The 20,932-nt window shown below is 37.8% G+C and carries 26 protein-coding genes; 11 read left to right on the forward strand and 15 right to left on the reverse strand.

Features of this window, described 5'->3' with window-relative positions; all coding sequences use genetic code 11:
- Positions 1-19 precede the first annotated feature (19 nt).
- Together F8162_RS26520 and F8162_RS26525 are read right to left on the reverse strand one after the other, a co-directional pair.
- The gene (locus F8162_RS26520) at positions 20-652 is read right to left on the reverse strand and encodes a helix-turn-helix transcriptional regulator (protein WP_048561659.1); all 633 of its coding nucleotides are present in this window, start codon (positions 650-652) and stop codon (positions 20-22) included.
- 85 nt (positions 653-737) lie between these two features.
- Positions 738-1,178 carry a DUF86 domain-containing protein gene (locus F8162_RS26525; RefSeq protein ID WP_151632352.1) on the reverse strand — a complete coding sequence of 147 codons (441 nt, stop codon included), beginning with the start codon at positions 1,176-1,178 and terminating at the stop codon, positions 738-740.
- Between the two features lie 147 nt (positions 1,179-1,325).
- Here F8162_RS26525 and glpX point away from each other — a divergent pair, with 147 nt between their 5' ends.
- The 3 genes from glpX (at position 1,326) to F8162_RS26545 (ending at position 3,450) form a co-directional block, all read left to right on the forward strand.
- Positions 1,326-2,297, forward strand: a complete 972-nt coding sequence (gene glpX, locus F8162_RS26530; protein ID WP_151632350.1) for a class II fructose-bisphosphatase — start codon at positions 1,326-1,328, stop codon at positions 2,295-2,297.
- 16 nt (positions 2,298-2,313) lie between these two features.
- A complete protein-coding gene (locus F8162_RS26535) occupies positions 2,314-2,580 on the forward strand; it encodes a DUF3055 domain-containing protein (protein ID WP_000392615.1) in 267 nt (88 codons plus the stop codon).
- A gap of 372 nt (positions 2,581-2,952) precedes the next feature.
- Positions 2,953-3,450: a cytoplasmic protein gene (locus tag F8162_RS26545; protein WP_151632348.1), complete on the forward strand. Its 498-nt coding sequence runs from the start codon at positions 2,953-2,955 to the stop codon at positions 3,448-3,450.
- Positions 3,451-3,490: 40 nt separating this feature from the next.
- On the opposite strand, the gene F8162_RS26550 is transcribed toward F8162_RS26545, so the two are convergent.
- On the reverse strand, positions 3,491-3,802 hold the full coding sequence (locus tag F8162_RS26550) for a YutD family protein (protein ID WP_084064961.1): 312 nt from the start codon (positions 3,800-3,802) through the stop codon (positions 3,491-3,493).
- 115 nt (positions 3,803-3,917) lie between these two features.
- Here F8162_RS26550 and F8162_RS26555 point away from each other — a divergent pair, with 115 nt between their 5' ends.
- Positions 3,918-4,496, forward strand: coding sequence for a YhcN/YlaJ family sporulation lipoprotein (locus tag F8162_RS26555; protein WP_151632346.1), 579 nt, complete (start codon positions 3,918-3,920; stop codon positions 4,494-4,496).
- Between the two features lie 37 nt (positions 4,497-4,533).
- Here the strand turns inward: F8162_RS26555 and F8162_RS26560 are convergent, their stop codons facing one another.
- Positions 4,534-5,265 carry a MerR family transcriptional regulator gene (locus F8162_RS26560; protein WP_151632344.1) on the reverse strand — a complete coding sequence of 244 codons (732 nt, stop codon included), beginning with the start codon at positions 5,263-5,265 and terminating at the stop codon, positions 4,534-4,536.
- A gap of 99 nt (positions 5,266-5,364) precedes the next feature.
- On the opposite strand from F8162_RS26560, the gene F8162_RS26565 reads away from it, so the two are divergent.
- The gene (locus tag F8162_RS26565; protein ID WP_151632442.1) at positions 5,365-6,180 is read left to right on the forward strand and encodes a YhfC family intramembrane metalloprotease; all 816 of its coding nucleotides are present in this window, start codon (positions 5,365-5,367) and stop codon (positions 6,178-6,180) included.
- A 22-nt stretch (positions 6,181-6,202) separates the two neighbouring features.
- Here the strand turns inward: F8162_RS26565 and F8162_RS26570 are convergent, their stop codons facing one another.
- The gene (locus F8162_RS26570; protein WP_151632342.1) at positions 6,203-6,646 is read right to left on the reverse strand and encodes a hypothetical protein; all 444 of its coding nucleotides are present in this window, start codon (positions 6,644-6,646) and stop codon (positions 6,203-6,205) included.
- Positions 6,647-6,779: 133 nt separating this feature from the next.
- Here F8162_RS26570 and F8162_RS26575 point away from each other — a divergent pair, with 133 nt between their 5' ends.
- Together F8162_RS26575 and F8162_RS26580 are read left to right on the forward strand one after the other, a co-directional pair.
- A complete protein-coding gene (locus F8162_RS26575; RefSeq protein ID WP_151632340.1) occupies positions 6,780-7,334 on the forward strand; it encodes a histidine phosphatase family protein in 555 nt (184 codons plus the stop codon).
- Positions 7,335-7,408: 74 nt separating this feature from the next.
- Positions 7,409-7,891: a YbaK/EbsC family protein gene (locus F8162_RS26580; protein WP_151632338.1), complete on the forward strand. Its 483-nt coding sequence runs from the start codon at positions 7,409-7,411 to the stop codon at positions 7,889-7,891.
- A gap of 18 nt (positions 7,892-7,909) precedes the next feature.
- On the opposite strand, the gene lipA is transcribed toward F8162_RS26580, so the two are convergent.
- Positions 7,910-8,806, reverse strand: coding sequence for a lipoyl synthase (gene lipA, locus F8162_RS26585; protein WP_151632336.1), 897 nt, complete (start codon positions 8,804-8,806; stop codon positions 7,910-7,912).
- A gap of 189 nt (positions 8,807-8,995) precedes the next feature.
- On the opposite strand from lipA, the gene F8162_RS26590 reads away from it, so the two are divergent.
- The gene (locus F8162_RS26590; RefSeq protein ID WP_151632334.1) at positions 8,996-9,979 is read left to right on the forward strand and encodes a M23 family metallopeptidase; all 984 of its coding nucleotides are present in this window, start codon (positions 8,996-8,998) and stop codon (positions 9,977-9,979) included.
- 36 nt (positions 9,980-10,015) lie between these two features.
- Here F8162_RS26590 and yunB read toward each other — a convergent pair whose 3' ends face one another.
- The 3 genes from yunB to F8162_RS26605 form a co-directional block, all read right to left on the reverse strand.
- Positions 10,016-10,747, reverse strand: coding sequence for a sporulation protein YunB (yunB, locus tag F8162_RS26595; protein ID WP_151632332.1), 732 nt, complete (start codon positions 10,745-10,747; stop codon positions 10,016-10,018).
- A gap of 54 nt (positions 10,748-10,801) precedes the next feature.
- Positions 10,802-11,104 carry a YunC family protein gene (locus F8162_RS26600; RefSeq protein ID WP_000248463.1) on the reverse strand — a complete coding sequence of 101 codons (303 nt, stop codon included), beginning with the start codon at positions 11,102-11,104 and terminating at the stop codon, positions 10,802-10,804.
- A gap of 65 nt (positions 11,105-11,169) precedes the next feature.
- The gene (locus tag F8162_RS26605; RefSeq protein ID WP_318836127.1) at positions 11,170-12,585 is read right to left on the reverse strand and encodes a bifunctional UDP-sugar hydrolase/5'-nucleotidase; all 1,416 of its coding nucleotides are present in this window, start codon (positions 12,583-12,585) and stop codon (positions 11,170-11,172) included.
- A 178-nt stretch (positions 12,586-12,763) separates the two neighbouring features.
- Between F8162_RS26605 and F8162_RS29380 the strand changes: the two genes are divergently transcribed.
- The 3 genes from F8162_RS29380 (at position 12,764) to F8162_RS26620 (ending at position 14,301) form a co-directional block, all read left to right on the forward strand.
- The gene (locus F8162_RS29380; RefSeq protein WP_318826076.1) at positions 12,764-13,021 is read left to right on the forward strand and encodes a hypothetical protein; all 258 of its coding nucleotides are present in this window, start codon (positions 12,764-12,766) and stop codon (positions 13,019-13,021) included.
- A 222-nt stretch (positions 13,022-13,243) separates the two neighbouring features.
- Positions 13,244-13,573 carry a PadR family transcriptional regulator gene (locus F8162_RS26615; protein WP_151632328.1) on the forward strand — a complete coding sequence of 110 codons (330 nt, stop codon included), beginning with the start codon at positions 13,244-13,246 and terminating at the stop codon, positions 13,571-13,573.
- Positions 13,573-14,301: a VanZ family protein gene (locus F8162_RS26620; protein ID WP_151632326.1), complete on the forward strand. Its 729-nt coding sequence runs from the start codon at positions 13,573-13,575 to the stop codon at positions 14,299-14,301. The genes F8162_RS26615 and F8162_RS26620 overlap by 1 nt, the downstream gene beginning before the upstream one ends.
- Before the next feature lie 369 nt (positions 14,302-14,670).
- Here the strand turns inward: F8162_RS26620 and sufB are convergent, their stop codons facing one another.
- The 6 genes from sufB to metQ form a co-directional block, all read right to left on the reverse strand.
- The gene (gene sufB / locus F8162_RS26630) at positions 14,671-16,068 is read right to left on the reverse strand and encodes a Fe-S cluster assembly protein SufB (RefSeq protein ID WP_088098276.1); all 1,398 of its coding nucleotides are present in this window, start codon (positions 16,066-16,068) and stop codon (positions 14,671-14,673) included.
- 48 nt (positions 16,069-16,116) lie between these two features.
- Complete coding sequence (gene sufU, locus F8162_RS26635) at positions 16,117-16,548, reverse strand: Fe-S cluster assembly sulfur transfer protein SufU (protein ID WP_151632324.1); 432 nt, start codon at positions 16,546-16,548, stop codon at positions 16,117-16,119.
- Positions 16,538-17,758 carry a cysteine desulfurase SufS gene (gene sufS, locus F8162_RS26640; protein ID WP_001020767.1) on the reverse strand — a complete coding sequence of 407 codons (1,221 nt, stop codon included), beginning with the start codon at positions 17,756-17,758 and terminating at the stop codon, positions 16,538-16,540. Before sufS ends, sufU begins: the two co-directional genes overlap by 11 nt.
- On the reverse strand, positions 17,758-19,050 hold the full coding sequence (gene sufD / locus F8162_RS26645; RefSeq protein WP_000152176.1) for a Fe-S cluster assembly protein SufD: 1,293 nt from the start codon (positions 19,048-19,050) through the stop codon (positions 17,758-17,760). Before sufD ends, sufS begins: the two co-directional genes overlap by 1 nt.
- 15 nt (positions 19,051-19,065) lie before the next feature.
- On the reverse strand, positions 19,066-19,851 hold the full coding sequence (gene sufC / locus F8162_RS26650) for a Fe-S cluster assembly ATPase SufC (RefSeq protein ID WP_000929162.1): 786 nt from the start codon (positions 19,849-19,851) through the stop codon (positions 19,066-19,068).
- Between the two features lie 237 nt (positions 19,852-20,088).
- Positions 20,089-20,895 (reverse strand): methionine ABC transporter substrate-binding lipoprotein MetQ, encoded by an 807-nt coding sequence (gene metQ, locus F8162_RS26655; RefSeq protein ID WP_151632322.1) that lies wholly within the window; start codon positions 20,893-20,895, stop codon positions 20,089-20,091.
- Between the last annotated feature and the right edge of the window lie 37 nt (positions 20,896-20,932).

Consider the following 20,932-nt stretch of genomic DNA (forward strand, 5'->3'; position numbering starts at 1 on the left):
TTAAAGCGCCCCATAACGTTCATTTTTTCTCTTTTACTTGGTAAGAACAACTACAATCGCCCTCACACATGTTTGCTAACGTCTTTACATCTGCTCCTGCAAATAAACGATTATACATCTCTTTTTCATCTTCGCATACTTGCGGGAATCTCTCTGCAATTTCCTTTAACGGACAGTTTTGTTTTTCAATTACGAAAGAGTTTTCTCCATCTCTCTTTATTTGAACCATATAACCATTTTTCTCTTGCATAGCTGCTATCTCTTGCACTTTATATGCTAAACTCTTCTGATTACTCACTCGCTTTTGCAACTGGTCTTCCATTCGCTTCGTTCTCTCTTTTAAAACGTGACTAAGTATTTTTTCATCACCCATTCGAGCTAAATCTTCTAGCATATCAATCGCAAATTGCTTATACTCCTTCGGGAATGTATCTTCTCCCTTTTCGCTTAATCCATACAAATAAGTTGGTCTTCCGACATGTTGTCTTACCATCTTAGAATAAATGAAACCATCTTTCTCAAGATTACTTAAATGTCTTCGGATCGCCATTTCGGTAATCTCTAAAACGTCAGCTAGTTCTGCTACTGTGTGCTCTCCCTTTACTTTCAACAATTGGACAATTTCATCTTTCGTCGTACGTGCTTCCCCCATGCTTAACCCTTCTCCCTTTTCCCTTACTTTCTCACATACAATATAAGATCCCCAAAAAGGCACCTTGGGGATCTTATAAGCATAATTATTCTGGTACAAATGCAGATACAGGTCCTAATTCCTTCTCTAAATAACTGCGGATATTTGCTGGGTATTTCTCTACCACTGCAATATGTTTTTGAATCGTCTTATATAATTCATCATGATTCATTTGAATATAATCTTGCGTAAGCATTTTTCGAAGAAGAATCACTTCCTTCATTCCTTGTCCTTCTTCTGCACTTATCACTCGCTCGTCCATCAAAATATCGATAATATCTTCATAACTTCCTGGATCGCGCATAATAAATCCATCAATCATTGCATTCCCTACATCTAATACAGTATCAATCATTAGATGAGCTATGCGTTCTAATGCGTAAAATTCAAACTCGGTTTCATATATCTTTTTCTCTTGAAATGTACTTGTTGCTCGTTCTAAACATACTAGCATTTGTTCTATTTTCTTTCTGTTTACAAAATACATGAATGTCACCTACCTGGAAATTAAAGCATTTACATTTTAATTGTAACGCTTTCTTCTGAAAAAATCGACAATTTTTCGAATTCACCTTTTCTCCGTTATTTGTTATAGTTATATTTGTATGATTTTTGAAATTGGAGGAATGGAATCTTGGAACGTGAACTCGCACTAGAAATTGTCCGTGTAACAGAAGCAGCAGCATTAGCATCCGCACAGTGGATGGGCCGCGGAAAGAAAAACGAAGCAGATGATGCAGCAACTACAGCAATGCGTGATATGTTTGATTCAGTAAACATGGCAGGTACAGTTGTAATTGGTGAAGGAGAACTTGATGAAGCACCGATGTTATATATTGGTGAAGAACTAGGAACAGGTGACGGTCCAGAAGTAGATATCGCCGTTGATCCATTAGAAGGTACTAACATCGTTGCAAAAGGTCTTGCAAATGCAATGGCAGTTATCGCAATCGCAGATAAAGGAAACCTTCTTCATGCTCCTGATATGTACATGGAAAAAATCGCGGTTGGTCCAAAAGCAGCTGGTAAAATTAGCTTAGATGATCCAATTGAAAAAACAATCGAAATTGTAGCAGAAGCTAACAATAAAAAGATTCGCGATCTAACAGTTATCGTGCAAGAACGTGAACGTCATCAAGATATTATTGACCGTGTTCGTGCAAAAGGTGCACGCGTAAAATTATTTGGTGATGGTGATGTTGGTGCGTCAATCGCAACAGCACTACCTGGAACGGGTATTGATTTATTCGTAGGTACTGGCGGAGCTCCAGAAGGTGTTATTTCTGCAGCAGCATTAAAATGCCTTGAAGGTGAAATGCAAGCTCGCTTAGTTCCAATGAACGAAGAAGAAGAAGCTCGTTGTCGTGAAATGGGATTAGAAGATCCTCGTCAACTTCTTATGTTAGATGACTTAGTATCTGGGGATGATGCAATCTTCTCAGCAACTGGTGTATCTGCTGGTGAGTTATTAGACGGCGTGAAATTCCTTGGCGGAGATTTAGCTGAAACATATTCTATCGTTATGCGTTACAAAACAAGAACGGTACGATTCATTAAAACGCACCACCATTTAGATCATAAACCACACTTAAACTTAGATATTTAATAAAGGAGCCATGTGTATGGAAGAACGTTTCTTTCTGTACGACGATACAGTCGCTACAAGAACTCGTTTCGTTAGCTTTATGGGAGAAAATGAGCGTCATGATTTAGCGCTTTTATACTCCGATCGTCATTACGGTAAAACAATTGTCCTTGATATGCAGCGTAATAAATTTGCAATCATCGGTCCTGACGATTTAAACGAACCAGGCTACTTAGAGCATGCATTTTCTATGACTGAAGAAATTGCAGAAGAATTACGCTCATTTTTATTTGAACTTATATAATTTATCGTGAGCACCAGCTATGTTAGCTGGTGTTTTTTTGTTTTAAGTATTTTGAATTTTCAAACCAACATGTTATAATTGAGAATAAATCTATTTGGATAGAAAGGACGTTATCTACGTATGCCGACATTTACTTTGTAATGGACCAGCAATTGGATAGCATTACTCCCAAAAAAGCACCGTGCTTTTTCAAGGGAGTAGTCTGCCCATTCCCATTACAAGGAACGTAACGCATCTGTAGTATGATGTTTACGGAGGTTCCTCTTTGGGGAACCTCCTTTTATTTTTGTCTATTTCTCATGTCTTCATACTACAAGACATCCAAATAGCTGTATTACGTTCCTTTACCACTACTATAAGAGGTGAAGGAAAATGCAGAAAGTACAACTTTCTTGGAGTTTATATGAAAATGAACAAGGTACAATTGAAAAGTATTGTAAAAATTGCAGACGCACTACCCTATTTACTGACACGAATATTCGTAGGCATAACGCCAACGGAAAAAATATATATCGTTTTGCCATTTATAAATGTCCGAAAGATCATACGTGGAACCAAAAACTTCGTATTTATAAATCATTTACTGATCATGTGGAAACAGTCGACATGAATAAGCAAGATCAAACAGAAACAACTACTACCATTTCCATTACACATCATAAAGAAAGTGGCGTAGCTGAAATTACAATCGTATTAGATATCGTTTTCGGTTCCCACCGAATCGATAAAGCTTTATCCAAATATATTTCCGACTGGAGCCGTAAACTCATTGTGGATAAAATTAAAAATGGGGATATTCAATTGAACGGACAACAAATGAAACCCAATACAATACTTTCTGAAGGCGATTCAATTTCAATATGTTTGTGAGCAAGTAAAAAAATCCTCTTACAATCGTAAGAGGATTTTTTTATTTCTTCACTTTTCGTAATACGAAGTGTGCACAACCGAAGTTACAGTACTCGTATAAATACTCTGATAAAGTACTAATTTTCGTATCATATGTCGAACGTTGATTACTATCATCAAAGAAACCGCGCAATCTAAGTTGCTCATAGCCCCAGTCCCCAACGATATAATCATATTTATTTAAAATTTCTGCATAACGCTCTTTAAATGCTTCTTCACTAAAACCTTCACGAAAGTTTTTAATTACTTCGTACTGAACATTATTAATGCTCACCGTAGCATGCATCTCTTGCTCTTGCTTTTGCTCCATCATTAACTTCCTCTCTAAGCATTCTTCTTTTTATCGTATCACAAAGCATACCAACCAACAATTTCAAATACAAAAAATTGAAAATTAGTGCATGCTATGGAGAAGGAGGTGATACATCGTGAAAAAACAAATTATACTCTCTCTCCTCACTCTTTCCTTATTTGCAGGCTGTCAAACAAATAATAAAGCCGAAATGGAACGTGAAGAAGGAAGTCGTGTTCTTGTTTCCAACAAAAACGACATGTATCATACGGAAAATACAAATACACGATTAACGAGAGTCGGTTATTCATCTAAACAAAAACATGAAGTATCTAACAAACAAGTAGGAGCCATCAACCGTGAGAAAGTCGCTGAAATGATTACAAGCATGGCAGTCAAACTTCCTGACGTTACAAACGCTGCTACGCTCGTTACCGATGATGAAGTATTTGTTGTATACCGTGCAAACACAACGAATCCAAAACTCGTAGCGGATCAAGTATATAAAACTGCTTTGTCCATCGTCCCTCGCTATTATAAAGCATATGTATCAACAGACCAAAAGTTGATTTCTCAAATTCAAGGCCTTCAATCTGGCGCATTAAATGATACAGAATATACGCAAAGCCTCGATATGTTAAAGCGTGAAATGAGTAAAAACCCTCATTTGAACAATACAGGAGATCAGAGTTTGAATGATATGATTAAAAAATAAAGAAGATGGAGAAAACCTCCACCTTCTTTATTTTTGACTATTTCTTACGATCCGCATAAACCTCCATCGCATCACACATAAACTGCGCTAATCCCACGCCAAACTTATCGATATTTTTCGTGAAGCGCTCATCAGCGACGTACATTTGACCGAGTCCTTTAAAAGCATCTAATGAATATTCACCGAAGTTTTGCAAGTAATCGTACCATACTCCAATTGCTTCTTGTGCCTCTTTAGAATCTGGTGCACCTTGTCTAAGCGACGCTAAATTTCTGTAAATCGTATTGAACTCTTCTTGATTGTCTTTTGACATACCTTTCGCATATTCATTCGCTTTATCTACAGCTGCGTCTCCCCATCGTTCACGCGCTTCTTCTTCGTACGGATTATGGCTGAAATCGAAGCCTTCAAATTTCTCTTTATTCGTCATTTCAATCTCTCCTTTTGTATGCTGAATTGTTTTATCAATCGTCGCAATCACTTTATCTAACCTGGCACGCTTTTCAAGAAGCATTTTCTTATGAAGTTGTAATGCTTCTTCTCGATCAAATGACGGACTCATGATAATTTCTTTAATTTTCTTCAAAGGGAAGCCTAGTTCTTTAAAAAATAAAATTTGCTGCAATGTCTCTAAATTTTCATTGGAATACAGACGATATCCAGACTCTGTCGTCTCGTCTGGGGTTAACAACCCAATTTCATCGTAATGATGCAGTGTGCGCACACTAATTCCAACTAAATTAGCTACTTCTTTTACCTTCATTGTCATGTGTATCTCCCCCTTAATACATACGATAAAGTATGACGCAACGTTAGAGTCAATAAGTACATTCATTTTTTGTTAAAAGTTTCATCTCCACTATATTTCATGCATAATAGATATGTACATATATTAGAAAGCGGTGAAAGTATGGTTTCAAATACTGTAATTGCCAGCATCATATTTCAACTCGTTGTTTCGGTTCTGGTCCCAATTATTGTACTCGTTTATTTCCGTAAGAAATATAATATTAATTGGAAAATAGTTGGCGTTGGTGTCCTTATCTTTATCGGGTTTACCCAAATTCTCGAAACACCATTCCACCTATTTATGCGTGGTAATCCAGCAATCGCTCCATTTTTAGAAAATCCGTTTGTCTTTGCAATTTATGGCGGACTAACTGCTGGTATTTTTGAAGAATTAGGACGCTTCGTTGCCTTCTTCTTCCTACTAAAAAAATATCTAGAATATAAAGATGGCTTCGCTTATGGAATTGGTCATGGCGGGATTGAATCCATTTTAATTGGCGGATTCTCTGCATTGCAGACACTTATATTCGCTAATGCTATTAACAATGGTAGCTTCGCTCAAATGGCAGAAAAACTACCACAATTAAATCTTGTAAAGGATATGTTAATAGAGCAACCTGCCTATTTATACTTATTTGGTAGCCTAGAAAGAATCATGGCATTAGTACTGCAAATTGCCTTTACGATGCTTGTCTTATACGCAGTAAAACAGAAGAAATATATCTTCCTTGTTTACGCTATATTATTCCACGCATTTGTAGACTTTTTCGCGGCACTTTACCAAACACAAACAATCAACATCTTCGTTGCAGAAGGAATTACCCTTCTCTTCACAATTGGTGCTGTCATTCTTATTCGTAAAATGAAAGAAAAATTAATGAGTGTGCCGGCGTAAAAATAACCCACCAGTTGGTGGGTTATTTTTTATATGGATTGTCATAATGATGATAGCTTTTTCCTCCTTGCAGCTCCCTCTTTGTTTCTGCATCTATGACGATGTACTTATGAAGTTCGTCTACTTCATTTTGAGAAAAGGAAGCGAAAAAATAAACTTGACGATCAGGGTGAATAAAAAAATCTTGAAGCACCACTATACTCCGACAACCCACGGCTGTTTTTTGTCTGAAAGAAAATTCTTCATCGGACACTTCTTTAAATAAGATCTTTTTCCGAACACTATATGCTGCATTGTTGTATTCTTTATAAATTTTCTTATCTAACTGTTCGTAAAACACATCCTCACTAACAAATGGCTTATTCCGATTACTTGGATACTCTAACTTTCGATTGGACTCTGCATACGTTGTGGACAAGTGTATCAAAAAACAAAGGCTGAATATAATACATACCATTTTTTTCATCATTACACCTCAAATATTCATTATCCACATTACTTTTCCACATATCTAAATCAATATGCCGTTTCCAATAAAAAGGAATTTTTTCCGCATTTGTCGAAGTATATAGCGTCAACTTGAAAGATGGGGATGAATTATGAAGAAATTGATTGTAATACGACATTGTTCAGCAACTGGACAAGAACGTAATGCCGAATTAACGATTGCAGGAAAAAATCAAGCAAACACTCTTGCTACATTCCTCTTAGAAAACCAACCACAAATCGATTATATTATTTCAAGCCCATTTGTGCGGGCTATCGATTCTATTCGACCCTATGCGCTCCAAGCTAACTTGTCTATCCAAGAAGATGAACGATTAGCTGAACGTATATTAAGCGACGTTCCAATGGCCGATTGGATGCAAAAACTAGAATCTACTTTTACAAATATAGATATTGCCTTTTCAGGCGGAGAGTCAACAAAACAAGCGACGGACCGTGCTATATCGCTTATCCAAGACGTTTTACAATTAAACCATACTACAACACTACTTGTTACACACGGCAACTTACTTACGCTCATTTTAAAGCGCTTTGATCATACGATCGGCTTTAATGAATGGAGAGCTTTAACAAATCCTGATGTTTATGAAATTGTAATTGATGAACAATGTACCATAAAACGATTATGGGAAGCAGCGTCCAAGTAATATCTCTTTCCAACACATTCAGTTGACGCCACGAGAAGAAACTGTACTAACAATAGAAAGGGGTATCACTCCATATGTACGAAGATGTACTTGCTTTACTACATAAAACAAATGCTTCTTACGAAAAGTTTGAACACGAACCAGTACTCGATTATGAAACAGATCGTATCGTACGTGAAAGGCTTGGCTTACACGGCACTCCAAGTAAAAGCTTATTTTTAAAATCAAAGTCTGGAGATTATTACGTATTTTTCACGTTAGAAGGCACAAGACTCAACCGGGGAGAAATGAAAGAAATAACTGGAGAACGCTTATCTCTCTGTTCTCCTGATGAAATGCGAGACAAAACTGGTTGTACGCCAGGATGTGTCGCTCCTTTCGGTTATTCACAACATATAACGATTATTGTGGATAGTGCTATATACGCTTACGATAAAATTTTAATTACACCTGGTGTACCTGAATTTACAATTGAATTATCCACAGAGGAATTAAAGAAAATCTTATTAACATGCCCAAATACTGTTTTAGAATATAAACAAAAAGAGAGCCAATGATCGGCTCTCTTTTTGTTATTATTTTGCTTCTGCTACTTTTTCTTTTGCAGAACGAACTTGCTCGTCCGCATGGTAAGAAGAACGCACAAGTGGGCCAGCTTCACAGTGGCTAAAGCCTTTGCTAAGTGCAATTTCTTTAAGCTCTGCAAATTCTGCTGGTGGGTAATATTTAAGAACTGGTAAATGCTTCTTAGATGGTTGTAGGTATTGCCCAAGAGTTAAAATATCCACATTGTTTGCACGTAAGTCATCCATTGCTTCAATTAAATCTTCTCTCGTTTCACCTAAGCCCACCATAATGCTCGATTTAGTTGGAATATCAGGCTGCATTTCTTTCGCTCGACGTAAAAACTCTAATGAACGTTCATATTTTGCTCTAGCGCGAACTCGGTTAGATAATCGACGTACTGTTTCAATGTTATGGTTTAAAATATCTGGCTTTGCATCCATTAACATTTTTAAGTTTTCTTCTACTCCACCCATATCAGATGGTAATACTTCAATTGACGTAAATGGATTTTTACGACGAACAGCGCGTACTGTTTCAGCAAAAACAGCTGCTCCCCCGTCTTTTAAATCATCACGTGCAACCGCTGTTATAACAACGTGCTTTAAGCCCATTTGTACTACAGAATCTGCTACGCGTTCTGGCTCTTGTAAATCAAGCTCAGTTGGTAAGCCTGTTTTAACCGCACAGAAACGACAAGCACGTGTACAAACCGCACCTAAGATCATAAATGTTGCTGTTTTCCTTACAGCCCAGCATTCATGAATATTCGGACATTTCGCTTCTTCACAAACCGTATGAAGATTCTTAGAACGCATCATTTTCTTTAAGCCTGTATAGTTTTCATTCGTGTTTAACTTAATTTTCAACCATTCGGGCTTGCGCTTATATTCTGTTTGTTTTGTCATGGTTATCAACTCCGCACAATATGAAATAGTTTACCGTGTTCGCTTCTTTCAATGTAACATATCTATTCTAACGTATGAAAGCGATTTGCTCAAATGAAGATTCTAAGATTTTTTCCAATCGTTCCCTATAATGAAATACTCCGTATATCCCACACTAAAAAGAGTGATGTTGTGAAAGGAGTCTATTTCATGCTTCGAAAAATTTCTCTTTTGCTTTCGATTTGCTTTCTTCTCCACCAAAACATCGCTTACGGTGAAGATAATCAGCAAAGCATATACGAAAAGCGCATGGTACTATATAAAGAAACCGAGCAGTCTTCCGGCATTCCGTGGTATTACTTAGCTGCAATGGATCAATATGAAAGAAATATACGGAGCGTAAGAAAAGATATTCCGAAAAAACCAGATGCCATCATTTCCCTTTATTTCAAACCAGAAATATGGGCTGGACCTGTTAATGGTAATGATACCCTTCCCCATACAATTTCTCTGTTTGGCGGAATGGGTTTAGATGGTGACAAAGATGGATTTGCAAATGCAAATAACGACCGTGATCTTTTGCATACAGCAGCAACGATTTTAAAGAAACAAGGAAAGTCAGAAGACCGTATTCACATTATGCTTTGGGAATATTATAGACGTGCCAAAACGGTTGATTTAATTACCGAATACGCCCGAATTTATAAACATTATGGACGTATTAATTTAGAAGGAAATGCTTTTCCACTCCCTATTCGCAGTGATCATAGCTATCGTAGTACTTTCGGTGCTGGAAGAAGCTTTGGGGGAAGAAGAATTCATGAAGGAACCGATATTTTTGCAGGCTATGGCGTACCAGTAAGGTCCACTTGCTATGGCATTATTGAAACAAAAGGCTGGAACCGTCTTGGCGGATGGCGCATCGGCATTCGTGACCTTCATAATAACTACCATTATTACGCTCATTTAGGCGGATTCTCAAAAGAAATACAGCTTGGACAAATTGTCGAGCCCGGAAAAGTAATCGGATTTGTTGGTAGCACCGGTTACGGCCCTCCCGGCACAGCTGGAAAATTCCCACCCCACCTACATTTCGGCATGTATAAAGACAATGGTTATACAGAATGGGCTTTCGATCCATACATGCATTTAAGTCTTTGGGAGCGGAAAGAGCGCGCGAATACAAAACGATAACCGTAGCATATTGCTACGGTTATTTTTTATATTCGACTAACTATCCGTTTTCTTTTTATCAGGTACAACAGCACTCCCGCTTCCATAATACGTAGGCACTTCCCCTTGAACAATCCGTGTTGCAATCGGAACATCTTGTTTTACTTTTATTTCTTTCGTATGAAATGGAATAATCACTTGCAACGTGACTTCCATCTCCATAATAATTTGAATCGCTGTCGTATTGATCCCGTGCGGTTCAATTTTTTGTTTAATACCCGTATTTACATGACCAATCGTCGTGAAATCAATCGGAATATCGGGCCCTATATTTCCAAGAAGCGCATTATCCGTTACACGACCAAAAGGAACTGCCATCGTTGCCCCATTTTTTTCTGAAATACCTAGCCCCTTCAAATCACCTTGCTCTACTTGCTGTAAATATTTTTCTATGTATGTGGTCGTTGACGTTACGATTTCATTTACTTGCTTCGTATTTAAATTAATTGTGGATACTTTCCCGTTTTTATCATTTTGTACTTTCATTAATGAATCAACATCGAACCCTTCGTTAATTCTATCTTTTACCGCCTTCGTCATAACCGCTGTCGCCATTTTATGCGTCTCTACTTCCCCGTATTTAAGTAATGTCGGCTGAATGCTTTTATTCACAATCCATAACCCTTGCACGAGTAATATGACAAAAAGAATAAACGACATAAGCAGTATGTACCGAAAGGAAATAGGCCCCCTTCGAAACCGCGAATTTTTCGAACGAAATATACTCATAAAAAAACCTCCTTCTTATATCATTTCTATGCAAGAAGGAGGGACGATATATGCTTATCTCATTTTTAATAACGCTTCTTTTCCGATTGTACCGGCCGTAATACCTAATGCTTCGGCTTCAATCGTTACTGATTCTAGCGGCGCTTCAAGAAGTTGTTCAATCGTTCTTACACCAACCGCACGGCCAGCAATAATTCCTCGATCACCTAACTTCTCATTTAAAAGACCTACATCTAATGCACCGCACATAATATATCCTTTATCGCTCATTACAGCTAGCAAATTCGTCTTTGGAAGTTTGACGCTAACCGCAATAAACGTATAATTATCAATTATAATGGGCTCCACATTAACCATAGTTCACACTCCTCTCTTTCTTATCTGTATGACAAGAGAAAAATGAGTGTTACAAGTTAACTAGCCTATAGTTTGACGGAAGATGTATGAGTTATCAACACGTCTGTTAACACATCTCTGAGTAACTCTGGCATATAATATTGTTTGTCAGAAAGTGTGGATAGTTCTGGGTATAAGTACCCGAATGTAAACATATCAATCGTTCCTACTGTATATATACGATCTAATTCCAGCGATTCCCCGTTAATTAGTACATCTTCCAGTAAAATTTTATTCCCAGGAATCGTATCTGGAATGACTTCGATACCAGCGTAAATCATTTTCCCCATCACTTTCCCGCGAAATCCGAATCCTTTTACCTCAAGATTCTCCATATTCGGGCGATGCGCTTTCAAAATAACTTCTCGTAACGTTTTTCCTGGTACTTTTAATAAACATGGATTAATTGGATGTGGACAAATTCTGTGAATATCTCCGCGCGTCACAACACCTTCCTCTAACCCTTCAAGAAGTACACCCGCATTCACCATTCCAATCTCTGCACCGCACCACGTTTTCAGCGCATTTGCTAACATGTCCGAAAATGGTGTCTCATGAAACCAATCGACCGGTAATGAGTCCTTTAAATGAACGACAGGCTCTGCCATAATCTGTTTACTTTCTTCCTGCAGCATTTCAATTGTGGATAACGGTTTGCTATAAGCACCTAAACGTTCTGTCTTAATCGCCCTACCGTCCTTTTTCAATAACTTCTTCGTCTCTTTATCCACAGTAAGCTGAACGTGCCCAACGTAACGCCCCCACTTTTCACAACAACAAAGTAAAGTATTATTCATAAGAATGCCACGCTCAAATAAATGGTGCGTATGTGCACCTAAAATAACATCTATATCATAATGCTCTGCCATATACTCATCCATGCTTTTTCCAAGATGAGAAAGGACAACTGTAATATGAGCCTCATCTCGCACTTCTTCTAAAATAGACTCTAAATGGATAAGCGGATCTTCAATATGCCAATCGAGCATATGATAAAACTCTGGATAAGCTACCGTTAACCCGATAAAGGCAATCGTAATCCCATCTGTCGTTGTATGTAATTTATAAGGCTTTGCCCACTCAGGACGTACACCTTCTTTTTCAAATAAATTTGCAACGAGCACCTCAAATCCAGCATCATCATATAGACGATTCAAATGCTCCTTCGCTAACGTAATTCCTTCATTATTTCCGATCGTTACATAATCATATAACGCCTCATTCAAAAGCTTCGTATTGCCAAGTCCATTCGTCGCTTCCGAAATACTATGAAAACGATCCACATGATCGCCGATATCAACCGTCAAAACGGTCTCTCCCGCTTCCTGTCTTCGCTTTTTCTCCCCTTGTACAAACCGAGAAATTTGCGGCCAATTTTCAAAATGACTATGTATATCGTTTGTATGATAAAGGTGGATGATTGTTTCTTTATTTATATTCAGAGAAAAAACCTCCTCTCAGTTCCTTACTGCCATTTACGCTACACGTACGCAATAATCCTGTAAATACTTTTCGTCTTTTCTTGCTATTTTACATTGTACTCGCATTGTGAGAAAAAGCAAAAGATTGTCCTTTCCATATAAATTTTTCTGCATTATCATCTATATAGGAGGTGTTCTTATTAAACTTTATAGCTTACTCTCACTCGTATTTGCACTAGCAGGAAGCATCTTATTTATCGCTTCCGTACTTTACTTACCTAATCTATATCTATTTATTAGCTTCCCTCTCGTTATTCTCGGCTTCATGTTTAGCATGATTGCAATATCTAAAAACGAAGCTAGCAAATTGAGATTTGCCGGTATCTTTATCTTACTTCTATTAATTCTCTTTGTATTAATAGGTATTCCTTTTATATTTGTTGGATTCGGATTTTAGAGCTAGTTATTGCTAGCTCTATTTTTATGCTGAAGGGGTATATGGTTCTCTCAGCTGTGTCATAATTTGTTGATAAGTCGATATCCCTTGTCGAATCATCGATATATTGAAATAATCGCTGATATATTTCAACGTATACTAGATGGGGTATCCCCTGCATATATACCTTGTAATGCGACATATGTCGTGTTACAATCTCTCCATAAGGTGGTGAACCATAAAATGGATAAAGAGATATTAAAAGGAAGTATTGATATTTTACTTCTCTCCATCATTAAACAGCACGATACGTACGGATATGAAATTATTCAAAAGCTAAAAGAAAACAGCAATGATTTATACACAATGAGCCAAGGTACACTCTACCCAGCACTCAAGCGCTTGGAACAAAAGGATTTAATCAATTCATACTGGGGGGAATCTGAAACTGGTATGAAACGAAAATTTTATTGCATTACTACGAGCGGAAAGAAAATTTTAGAAGAAAAACTAACAGCGTGGGATTCAGTTACAGCTCTTATTAAAACTTGTCAGAAAGGAGCTTTCAATTAATGACGATTGAAAAATACATAAAGAGTATTGTTCAAAAAACAAGCCTACCGCAATCTGATAAAGACGAACTATACTTCGAAATTTACGATCATCTTATAAGCTTAAAACAAGAATTTCTCGATCAAGGAAAATCTGAAGAAGAAGCTACTACATTAGCCATTCAAAATTTTGGAGAAGCCTCTACTTTAGGAACTGAAATTGAAAAAGCGATGCAATCTTCCACGCAAAAATATGTACAGTGGATTGGCTGGGGATTATTTTTATCGTATTCGTTTGTTTTATTATTTAAACTGCTGCTCGGGAGGCCAGCTGTTTACTTTGGTAATCTGAAGTACTTCTTTGAAACAGGTGACTGGCATTCTATACACGGTGGATTAATAAACTTAGTTCCTTTCAGAAGTACAATCCGCTATTTAACTGAATTTGATTCTTATAATATAGACATCGTACTTATGAATACATTAGGAAACGTCATCATATTCATCCCATTCGGATTCCTACTACCTTTATTATTTAAACAAATTAACAATGTAAAAATGGTGTCCAAAATTTTCATTAAGTTTATTTTATTAATTGAATCGTTACAACTTCTTACTTTTACTGGTGTTTTCGATATTGATGACATCATATTGAATATGTTAGGTGCTTTAATTGGATATGCTTCTTTCATTGGGATGAAACATATTTGGGAGCGTATTAAATCTGTGGATAAGGTGGATACGATTTAGGTTCGGGGTATACGCGCTGTTCTTCCTTTCGTAATTTGTTGATAAGTCGATATCCCTTGTCGAATCGTCGATATATTGAAATAATCGCCGATATATTCTGAGTTGTGGTCGATATATTTGAAAAATCGCTGATATATTTAGTTGAACACCCACCATGGTATCCCATCCATCCTAGCCTAGCCTGCCCCCACCCCAGCACAACATAAAAAAAGCGCCCTGCATAGCAGGGCGCTTCCACTTTATATATTATCCAGTTCCAGCGGCTAGAATGTTCGGTGGCTTCACTTCTTCCTATGAGGCAAAAAGCGCCTCTACGTCAGAAGCTCCATCCCCCCTCACATTCTGAACGAGCCACTTCCACTTTATATATTAACCAATAGAACCTTCCATCTCAAACTTGATTAGGCGGTTCATTTCAACTGCGTATTCCATTGGAAGTTCGCGAGTGAATGGCTCGATGAAGCCCATTACGATCATTTCTGTAGCTTCTTGCTCAGAAATACCGCGGCTCATTAGGTAGAATAATTGTTCTTCTGATACTTTCGATACTTTCGCTTCGTGCTCAAGTGAAACGTAATCGTTTTTGATTTCGTTGTAAGGAATTGTATCAGATGTAGATTGGTTATCCATGATTAACGTGTCACACTCGATGTTAGAGCGAGAGTTTTTCGCTTTTGGTCCGAAGTGTACGATACCACGGTAAGTTACTTTACCACCATGCTTCGCAATCGATTTAGAAACGATTGTTGAAGACGTGTTTGGTGCTAAGTGAATCATTTTCGCACCAGCATCTTGGTGTTGGCCTTTACCAGCAATCGCGATAGATAATGTTAAACCACGAGCGCCTTCGCCTTTTAAGATAACTGCTGGGTATTTCATCGTTAATTTAGATCCGATGTTACCGTCAATCCATTCCATCGTTGCGTTTTCTTCACAAACCGCACGTTTTGTAACTAGGTTGTATACGTTGTTCGCCCAGTTTTGGATTGTTGTATAACGGCAATATGCATCTTTCTTAATGATGATTTCTACTACCGCACTGTGAAGTGAGTTAGTCGTGTAAACAGGTGCTGTACAACCTTCTACGTAGTGTACGTGTGCGCCTTCGTCTACGATGATAAGCGTACGCTCGAATTGTCCCATATTTTCAGAGTTAATACGGAAATACGCTTGAAGTGGTGTATCCACTTTAATACCTTTTGGAACGTAGATGAATGATCCACCAGACCAAACTGCAGAGTTTAATGCAGAGAATTTGTTATCTGTTGGTGGGATTACTTTTCCGAAATGCTCACGGAAAATATCTTCGTTCTCTTTTAATGCGCTATCTGTATCTTTGAAGACGATTCCTAGAGCTTCTAGGTCTTCTTTCATGTTGTGGTATACAACTTCAGATTCGTACTGTGCAGATACACCAGCTAAATATTTTTGCTCAGCTTCAGGAATACCTAATTTATCAAATGTCGCTTTAATTTCCTCAGGTACTTCATCCCAAGACTTCTCAGATTTCTCAGATGGTTTTACGTAGTACGTAATTTCATCGAAATCTAAGTCATTTAAGTCGCCGCCCCATTGTGGCATTGGCATTTCATAGAACTTATCCAGTGATTTTAAACGGAAGTCTAACATCCACTGTGGTTCTTCTTTCATACGTGAAATCTCTTCAACGATCTCTTTTGTTAAACCGCGTCCAGCACGGAAAATCGAAACGTCTTTGTCTTTGAAACCATATTTATAATCGCCGATATCTGGCAGTTGCTTCGCCATGTTGGTGTGTCCCTCCTTAGATAACCTCGTTTTTAGGAACCTTTAACATTACTTATCTTCGTTTAAGCCCTTTTCTAACGCTTTCCACGCTAATGTTGCACATTTAATACGTGCCGGGAACTTGCATACGCCTTGTAATGCTTCAATATCTCCTAAATCAATGCTGTCATCGTACTCTTTTCCTAGCATCATGTCAGAGAAAATTTTAGAAAGCTGAAGTGCCTCTTCAATTTTCTTACCTTTTACTGCTTGTGTCATCATTGAAGCTGAAGACATTGAGATAGAACATCCTTCTCCTTCAAACTTCGCTTCTTGCACAATACCTTCTGCTACTTTCATCGTAAGTTGAATACGATCGCCGCAAGTTGGATTGTTCAAGTTAACAGTAACACTATCTTCTAACACGCCATTGTTACGAGGATTCTTATAATGATCCATAATAACTTGACGATATAACGTATCTAAATTATTAAATGACATTTGTGAAATACTCCTTTGTCTTGATTAGCGATTCAACAAATGTATCAATTTCTTCTTTTGTATTATATAAATAGAAGCTCGCACGTGCTGTAGAAGAAGCCTTCAGCCACTTCATAAGTGGTTGTGCACAGTGGTGTCCTGCGCGAACCGCAATGCCTTCTACATCTAATACAGTTGCTACATCGTGAGGATGTACGTCTTCAATATTAAATGTAACAAGACCAGCACGATGCTTTGGACCATAAATTGTAACGCCATCTACTTCAGATAGTCTTTCTAAAGCATATTGCGCTAATTCATGTTCATGCTTTTCAATATTATCAAGACCGATTTCTTCTAGGAAATCAATTGCCGCTCCAAGTCCGATTGCATTACCGATAATCGGTGTACCTGCTTCAAACTTCCACGGAAGCTCTTTCCAAGTAGATTCTTGTAAATCTACGAAATCAATCATTTCACCGCCAAACTCAATTGGCTCCATATTGTTTAGCAATTCTTTTTTACCATATAATACGCCGATACCTGTAGGTCCGCACATCTTATGAGCAGATAATGCGTAGAAATCACAGTTTAAATCTTGTACATCTACTTTCATGTGAGGTGTACTTTGTGCACCGTCAACGACCATAATTGCGCCATTTTCGTGTGCGATTGCTCCGATTTCTTTTACAGGGTTAATCGTTCCAAGCACGTTTGAAACTTGCATAATAGAAACGATTTTTGTATTCGGTGTAACTGTTTGACGAACATCTTCTAAAGAAATTGTACCGTCTGGTTGAAGCGGAAGGTATTTTAAAGTTGCACCAGTTTTCTTGGCAACTTGTTGCCACGGAATGATGTTACTATGGTGCTCCATGTAAGAAATAACGATTTCATCGCCTTCTTTTACATTTTCAAGACCATAGCTAGCCGCTACTGTATTTAATGCAGTTGTCGTTCCGCGCGTGAAAATAATCTCTTCCATTGACTTCGCGTTAATAAACTTGCGAACTTTCTCGCGTGCACCTTCATACGCGTCGGTAGCTTTCGTACCGAGCGTATGAACACCGCGATGCACGTTAGAATTATATTCTTTATAGTAACGTTCTAACGTTTCAATGACTTGAATTGGTTTTTGAGAAGTTGCTGCACTATCGAAATATACAAGTTGTTTGCCGTTCACTTTTTGATCAAGAATTGGAAACTGTTTGCGTATTTCATGAATATTCATTAGCGAACTTTCCTTTCAATTACCTCAACAAGCTGTGCCTTTACTCCTTCAATTGGAAGCTCATTTACTACAGGTGCTAAGAATCCATGGATGACTAAACGTTCTGCTTCGCGTTTTGGAATACCACGGCTCATCAAGTAGTATAATTGGTACGGATCTACGCGGCCTACTGAAGCTGCGTGACCTGCCATTACATCATCTTCGTCGATTAAAAGAATTGGGTTTGCATCACCGCGAGCTTTTTCATCTAACATAAGAACGCGAGAAGATTGTTGTGCATTTGATTTAGATGCACCGTGTTCAATCTTACCAATTCCGTTAAAGATAGATGTTGCACTATCTTTTTGTACACCGTGTTTTAAAATCCAACCTTCAGAGTGTTTACCGAAGTGAACAACTTTAGTTGTAAAGTTTTGTGTTTGGTTACCACGGCCAATTGTTACTGTTTTTGTATCAGCATATGATCCGTCGCCCATTAAATTCGTAACGTTCTCTGAAATAGTGTTTCCGTCATTCATAAGGCCTAGAGCCCAATCAATGCGGCCGTCGCGTCCAACAATACCGCGGCGGTTAACGTAAGTTGTTACGTCTTTTGCTAATAGATCAACCGCACCGAATTTCACTTGTGCGCCTTGTTCCACGATTACTTCTGCTACGATATTTGCAATACCTTTAGCATTTTCATTTGCAACATAGTTTTCTACATAAGTTGCAGTACTGTTCGCATCAGCTACGAATAATACGTGGTTATATACGTTAGCTTCTTCGCCGTCTACTAAGAATACAGCTTGAAGTGGAGTTTCAAGAACAACGTTTTTCGGAACATATACAAATGCACCGCCGTTGATTAATGCAGCATGAAGTGCAGTTAAACGATGCTCGTCTACCTTCACGCCGTCTTTCATTAAATACTTTTGTAATAGTTCAGCATGCTCTGTTGCAGCTGTTACGATGTCTGTAAAAATAACACCTTTTTCTTTTGCTTCGTCTGCTAAAGAAACGAACGCAGTTGTACCAGTACGTTGTACTAATACGCTGTTATTTTCATCGATTAAGTTTTTCACTGCTTCTGGAAGCTCTGTTAAAGAACTTACAGGCTCTTGCTTAGCAGCGTCGCCTTTTCCGATAAAGTCCCATTTTTCAATTTTCGTTTTATCAGGCGTTGGCATTGGAAGTTCAGTTGCTTGTGCAAGAGCTTGTAAGCGGAACTCAGTCAACCAAGCAGCTTCGTTTACTTCGCTTGCGCGCTGACGGATTGTTTCTTGATCGAAAGGTAATGTACCGATTGTCATGTTTATGCTCCTCTCTTACGCTTCTTGCTCTGCTGTTTCGTCTTCAATACCTAATTCTTTTTTAATCCAGTCGTAACCTTCAGCTTCTAGACGTTGTGCAAGCTCAGGGCCACCAGATTTAACGATACGACCGTTCATCATAACGTGAACGAAGTCTGGAGTGATGTAGTTTAATAAACGTTGGTAATGCGTAATCATTAGGCAACCGAACTCTTCGCCGCGCATTTGGTTAATACCTTTAGATACAACTTTTAATGCATCGATATCAAGACCAGAGTCGATTTCGTCTAAGATTGCGATTTTTGGCTCAATCATCATTAATTGAAGGATTTCGTTACGTTTTTTCTCTCCACCAGAGAAACCTTCGTTTAAGTAACGTTGTGCCATTTCTGGATCCATTTCTAGGAATTCCATGTTTTTATCTAATGTACGGATAAATTTCATAAGAGAAATTTCATCGCCTTCTTCACGACGTGCGTTAATTGCAGAACGTAAGAAGTCAGCATTTGTTACTCCGCTAATTTCACTTGGATATTGCATTGCTAGGAATAGACCGGCTTGTGCGCGCTCATCTACTTCCATTTCTAATACATCTTCACCGTCGATGATGATGCTACCTTCTGTTACTTCATACTTTGGGTGACCCATAATCGCAGAAGATAAAGTTGATTTACCTGTTCCGTTAGGTCCCATAATTGCGTGGATTTCTCCACCTTTTACTTCAAGGTTTACACCTTTTAAAATTTCTTTGCCATCAATTGATACGTGTAAGTCTTTAACCGTTAATGTAGAACCAGCCATCTCAATACCTCCATTAATCCTATATATACATTTTAAAAATTACTAAAACGTTCATATTCTCATTTTATTCTCATTCTAATCTTATATCAAATAAAATGATATCGCAAACGACGAAAAAAAGTAACAATTTTTTCACAAATGTATATAAGTATTTCCCTTGCATCCTTATATAATACACCTTTCTTCTTATTTATATAAAGAAAAAAGGACTGGGAATTTCCCAGTCCTTTCCTGCACCTATTCACTTACCGGAAGTACAGCACCTTTATATTCTTTATTAATAAAATCTTGAATTTCTTTTGAACGCAGTACTTCTACTAATTCTTGAATTTCTTTTTTCTTCTCGTCACCTTTACGAACTGCAATAATATTTGCGTACGGAGAATCTGATCCTTCAATCGCAATTGCATCCTTTGTTGGATTTAAATTCGCATCAATTGCGTAGTTTGAATTAATGAATAAAGCATCGCCTTCATTATTTTCATACAGCTTTGGTGACAATCCAGGCTCTACATCTGTTTTAAACTTTAAGTTTTTCGGATTTTCTACAACATCTTTTACTGTTGCTTTCACAACATCTACACCGTCTTTTAATTTAATAACGCCGCCTTTTTGTAACAATGCGAGCATACGGCCACGCTCCGCTACGTTGTTACTCATAATAACTGTTCCGCCATCTGGAAGTTCTTTTAAACTTTTATATTTCTTAGAATAAATGCCCATTGGCTCTAAATGGATTTTTCCTGCGTTTACAATTTTATATCCCTTTTCTTGAATTTCTTTATCTAAGTAAGGAATGTGCTGGAAGTAGTTCGCATCAATTTCCTTATCCGCTAATGCTTTATTCGGCAACACATAATCTTGGAATTTTTTAATTTCTAATTTAATGCCCTTTTTCTCTAATATCGGCTGTGCCTTTTCTAAAATAACAGCGTGCGGCACATTAGAAGCCCCAACAACAAGCTTATTCTCCTCTTTCCCCCCGCAAGCAGCTAATGTAAATACAGACAGCGCTGTAACAACTGACAATAGAATCTTTTTCATATGATGTCCCCTTCTCCCTTATAGTTATGTAGTTAGA

It is taken from the genome of Bacillus sp. CH140a_4T (genome assembly GCF_008923725.1).
Taxonomy (GTDB): domain Bacteria; phylum Bacillota; class Bacilli; order Bacillales; family Bacillaceae_G; genus Bacillus_A.

Excerpts from the sequence above, each read along its gene's own strand:
- F8162_RS26520 (WP_048561659.1), bottom strand. The coding sequence starts at position 652 with ATGGGGGAAGCACGTACGACGAAAGATGAAATTGTCCAATTGTTGAAA.
- F8162_RS26525 (WP_151632352.1), bottom strand. The coding sequence starts at position 1,178 with ATGTATTTTGTAAACAGAAAGAAAATAGAACAAATGCTAGTATGTTTA.
- F8162_RS26535 (WP_000392615.1), top strand. The coding sequence starts at position 2,314 with ATGGAAGAACGTTTCTTTCTGTACGACGATACAGTCGCTACAAGAACT.
- F8162_RS26545 (WP_151632348.1), top strand. The coding sequence starts at position 2,953 with ATGCAGAAAGTACAACTTTCTTGGAGTTTATATGAAAATGAACAAGGT.
- F8162_RS26550 (WP_084064961.1), bottom strand. The coding sequence starts at position 3,802 with ATGATGGAGCAAAAGCAAGAGCAAGAGATGCATGCTACGGTGAGCATT.
- F8162_RS26560 (WP_151632344.1), bottom strand. The coding sequence starts at position 5,265 with ATGACAATGAAGGTAAAAGAAGTAGCTAATTTAGTTGGAATTAGTGTG.
- F8162_RS26565 (WP_151632442.1), top strand. The coding sequence starts at position 5,365 with ATGCATAATAGATATGTACATATATTAGAAAGCGGTGAAAGTATGGTT.
- F8162_RS26570 (WP_151632342.1), bottom strand. The coding sequence starts at position 6,646 with ATGAAAAAAATGGTATGTATTATATTCAGCCTTTGTTTTTTGATACAC.
- F8162_RS26575 (WP_151632340.1), top strand. The coding sequence starts at position 6,780 with ATGAAGAAATTGATTGTAATACGACATTGTTCAGCAACTGGACAAGAA.
- F8162_RS26580 (WP_151632338.1), top strand. The coding sequence starts at position 7,409 with ATGTACGAAGATGTACTTGCTTTACTACATAAAACAAATGCTTCTTAC.
- lipA (WP_151632336.1), bottom strand. The coding sequence starts at position 8,806 with ATGACAAAACAAACAGAATATAAGCGCAAGCCCGAATGGTTGAAAATT.
- F8162_RS26590 (WP_151632334.1), top strand. The coding sequence starts at position 8,996 with ATGCTTCGAAAAATTTCTCTTTTGCTTTCGATTTGCTTTCTTCTCCAC.
- yunB (WP_151632332.1), bottom strand. The coding sequence starts at position 10,747 with ATGAGTATATTTCGTTCGAAAAATTCGCGGTTTCGAAGGGGGCCTATT.
- F8162_RS26600 (WP_000248463.1), bottom strand. The coding sequence starts at position 11,104 with ATGGTTAATGTGGAGCCCATTATAATTGATAATTATACGTTTATTGCG.
- F8162_RS26615 (WP_151632328.1), top strand. The coding sequence starts at position 13,244 with ATGGATAAAGAGATATTAAAAGGAAGTATTGATATTTTACTTCTCTCC.
- F8162_RS26620 (WP_151632326.1), top strand. The coding sequence starts at position 13,573 with ATGACGATTGAAAAATACATAAAGAGTATTGTTCAAAAAACAAGCCTA.
- sufB (WP_088098276.1), bottom strand. The coding sequence starts at position 16,068 with ATGGCGAAGCAACTGCCAGATATCGGCGATTATAAATATGGTTTCAAA.
- sufU (WP_151632324.1), bottom strand. The coding sequence starts at position 16,548 with ATGTCATTTAATAATTTAGATACGTTATATCGTCAAGTTATTATGGAT.
- sufS (WP_001020767.1), bottom strand. The coding sequence starts at position 17,758 with ATGAATATTCATGAAATACGCAAACAGTTTCCAATTCTTGATCAAAAA.
- sufD (WP_000152176.1), bottom strand. The coding sequence starts at position 19,050 with ATGACAATCGGTACATTACCTTTCGATCAAGAAACAATCCGTCAGCGC.
- sufC (WP_000929162.1), bottom strand. The coding sequence starts at position 19,851 with ATGGCTGGTTCTACATTAACGGTTAAAGACTTACACGTATCAATTGAT.
- metQ (WP_151632322.1), bottom strand. The coding sequence starts at position 20,895 with ATGAAAAAGATTCTATTGTCAGTTGTTACAGCGCTGTCTGTATTTACA.